The 3,447-nt window shown below is 56.9% G+C and carries 3 protein-coding genes; 2 read left to right on the top strand and 1 reads right to left on the bottom strand.

The window, feature by feature from the left end:
- Positions 1-160: 160 nt before the first annotated feature.
- Positions 161-1,522 carry a tRNA 5-hydroxyuridine modification protein YegQ gene (yegQ, locus tag URZ40_RS23005; protein WP_032652696.1) on the top strand — a complete coding sequence of 454 codons (1,362 nt, stop codon included), beginning with the start codon at positions 161-163 and terminating at the stop codon, positions 1,520-1,522.
- A 161-nt stretch (positions 1,523-1,683) separates the two neighbouring features.
- Here yegQ and URZ40_RS23000 read toward each other — a convergent pair whose 3' ends face one another.
- Complete coding sequence (locus URZ40_RS23000) at positions 1,684-2,184, bottom strand: DUF523 domain-containing protein (protein WP_302217793.1); 501 nt, start codon at positions 2,182-2,184, stop codon at positions 1,684-1,686.
- 141 nt (positions 2,185-2,325) lie between these two features.
- On the opposite strand from URZ40_RS23000, the gene yegS reads away from it, so the two are divergent.
- Positions 2,326-3,225, top strand: coding sequence for a lipid kinase YegS (gene yegS, locus URZ40_RS22995; RefSeq protein WP_163330210.1), 900 nt, complete (start codon positions 2,326-2,328; stop codon positions 3,223-3,225).
- Positions 3,226-3,447: the final 222 nt, after the last annotated feature.

Here is a 3,447-nt window from a genome sequence, read left to right as displayed (position 1 = left end):
CCCTAACCCTCTCCCCAAAGGGGAGAGGGTTAGGGTGAGGGGCAAAGCTTTACCTCCCTCCCCCGCAGCGCTACAATGCCCGCCCTTAAAGTGGGGGATCTCCCCTTACCGCTGCACCTGGTGCACGCGGATCTGACCTGTCATCAGAACGAGAACAAACATGTTTAAACCGGAACTCCTTTCCCCGGCGGGAACGCTGCAAAATATGCGTTACGCTTTCGCCTATGGTGCCGACGCCGTTTACGCGGGCCAGCCGCGCTACTCGCTGCGCGTGCGTAACAACGAATTCAACCACGAGAACCTGCAGCTCGGCATCAACGAAGCGCACGCTCTGGGCAAAAAATTCTACGTGGTCGTGAACATCGCGCCGCACAACGCCAAGCTGAAAACGTTCATCCGTGACCTGAAACCGGTGGTGGACATGGGGCCGGACGCGCTGATCATGTCGGACCCGGGTTTAATCATGCTGGTTCGGGAGAACTTCCCGGAGATGGATATTCACCTCTCCGTACAGGCTAACGCCGTCAACTGGGCGACGGTCAAGTTCTGGAAGCAGATGGGGCTGACCCGCGTCATTCTGTCCCGCGAACTTTCGCTGGAAGAGATCGAAGAGATCCGCACCCAGGTGCCGGATATGGAAATCGAGATATTCGTTCACGGCGCGCTGTGCATGGCCTACTCCGGCCGCTGCCTGCTCTCCGGCTATATCAACAAGCGCGACCCGAACCAGGGCACCTGCACCAACGCCTGCCGCTGGGAATATAACGTCCAGGAAGGCAAAGAGGACGACATCGGCAACATCGTCCACAAGCACGAGCCTATTCCGGTGACTAACGTTGAGCCGACGCTGGGCATCGGCGCGCCAACCGACAGCGTGTTTATGATTGAAGAAGCCAAACGTCCGGGCGAGTACATGACCGCCTTTGAAGACGAGCACGGCACCTACATCATGAACTCGAAAGATCTGCGCGCCATCGCCCACGTTGAGCGTCTGACCCAGATGGGCGTGCACTCCCTGAAGATCGAAGGCCGTACCAAATCCTATTACTACTGCGCGCGTACCGCGCAGGTGTACCGCAAAGCCATCGACGATGCGGCAGCCGGTAAACCGTTCGATACCAGCCTGCTGGAAACCCTGGAAGGCCTGGCACACCGCGGCTATACCGAAGGCTTCCTGCGCCGTCATACCCATGACGACTACCAGAACTACGAGCACGGTTACTCGGTTTCCGAGCGCCAGCAGTTTGTCGGCGACTTCACCGGCGAGCGCAAAGGCGCGCTGGCGGCCGTCGCGGTGAAAAACAAGTTCACCAAAGGCGACAGCCTGGAGCTGATGACCCCACAGGGCAACATGAACTTCACGCTGGAGCATCTGGAAAACGGTAAAGGCGAAGCGATTGACGTGGCGCCGGGCGACGGTCATACCGTCTGGCTGCCGGTGCCTGAAGAGGTGGAGCTGAAGTTCGCGCTGCTGATGCGTAACTTCAACGGTGAAAGCACCCGAAACCCACACGGCAAATAGTTAATCAGGGAAATTTTTTCGCGCTGGGATAATTCTTAGAATCGGATCACATACCGCTTCGTTCAATACGGGTATTATCCCCCCGCTGAAAAACATAACCCATAAATGCTAGCTGTACCAGGAACCACCTCCTTAGCCTGCGTAATCTCCCTTACGCGGGCTTATTTTTTGCCTTCTCTTTCCTCAACCCAGGCAATAAGTTCGTCGATTTGCTTCTCTGAGAACACGGCGATCCCATGCTCTGCAAGCAACGATGCCGCAACCCCCCTCCCCGCTTTCTGTATACCGCGAAAAGAACCGTCATAAATAAACTCACTGCCGCACGTTGGGCTGCCATCGGTTAACAATGCAGCGCTACAACCCGACGCCTGAGCAGCGCGTAGCGCGAGCCAGGCTGCAAGCTGATAATGTTCAGTCACATCCTGCCCTGTATTTTCAATAATTCTGGCTTGTCCGTGCATCACGTCTTTGCCATCAGCGGACATAATCTCTGCCGGAGGACGAGGTACAGGCAGCCCGGCCGCAAGTTCAGGGCAGTGGATAACCAGACGTTGTTCCTGGTGCCAGCGAGCGAGTTGCTCATTCATTCGCGCTTTTTCACTTCCGTTATAACGGACCCTCAAGCCCATCAGGCAAGCGCTTACCAAAATTTTATTCATCATCACTTTCCTGTGATTACATTAATCTCATCGCTGAAGTGTAACGCGCTTTTGTGCCTGTTTTGTTCCTTTCATCCTGTTCTTACCCGCTTTTTTCCTCTCTGCTATACACTCTTACTAACGCTAAAAAAGGGAGCAGCGCGGATGGCAACCTATCCAGACAGTTTATTGATTCTCAATGGCAAAAGTGCGGGCAACGATCTGTTGCGTCAGGCGATTATTGGCCTGCGTGACGAAGGCGCGCGTATCCACGTCAGAGTGACGTGGGAAAAAGGCGACGCGGCACGCTACATCGACGAAGGCTTAGCGTTAGGCGTCAGCACCATTATTTCCGGCGGCGGCGACGGCACCATCAATGAGATCGCCTCTGCACTTATTGGCCTGCCCCCGGCAGACCGCCCGGTGATGGGCATTTTACCCCTTGGCACTGCCAATGATTTTGCCACCAGCGCCGGGATCCCGGAGGATTTAGAAAAGGCGCTCCAGCTGGCGATCCTCGGCAAAGCCACCGCCGTGGATATCGCCCAAGTGAATGATAAAACCTGCTTTATCAATATGGCGACCGGCGGGTTCGGCACGCGCATCACCAGCGAAACGCCGGAAAAACTGAAGGCGGCGCTGGGCGGCGTATCATACCTGATCCACGGCCTGATGCGCATGGACACCCTTAAGCCGGACCGCTGCGAAATTCGCGGCGAGGATTTTCAGTGGCAGGGTGACGCGCTGGTGATTGGGATTGGCAATGGCCGCCAGGCAGGCGGCGGGCAGCAGCTCTGTCCGGAGGCGCTAATCAATGACGGTCAACTACAGCTGCGTATTTTCACCGGCGACGGCCTGCTGCCCGCGCTGTTTACCACGCTGACGCAGCCGGAAGAGAGCCCGAATATCATCGCCGGGAAATCGGCGTGGTTTGAGGTGAATGCTCCGCACGGGATGACCTTTAACCTCGACGGAGAGCCGCTGAGCGGGACGCAGTTCCGCATTGAGGTGCTGCCCGGCGCGCTGCAGTGTCGGCTGCCGCCGGACTGTGTGCTTTTGCGCTGATGTTTTACACGGTGCGCGATGATGCCCTCACCCCAACCCTCTCCCACAGGGCTGAGGGATCCCCAGTAATTTTTAAGCAGAAGCAATAATGTTGTTTCAGAACGATTAAAGGCTTTCAGCGACGCCCTGGTCCGGCTGTAAATCGCCGAAGCGTTTCCGTAAGGCCGGGGCGAGGCGCACGGATGCGCCGAGAGGGCGTGGCCTGCAGGGATGCAGGCTCAT

The organism is Enterobacter sp. 296B2, assembly GCF_034106185.1.
In the GTDB taxonomy this organism is placed as follows: Bacteria; Pseudomonadota; Gammaproteobacteria; order Enterobacterales; family Enterobacteriaceae; genus Enterobacter; species Enterobacter cloacae_N.
Note: the sequence above shows the minus strand (reverse complement) of the source record. Positions and strands in the feature narration are given on the sequence as shown.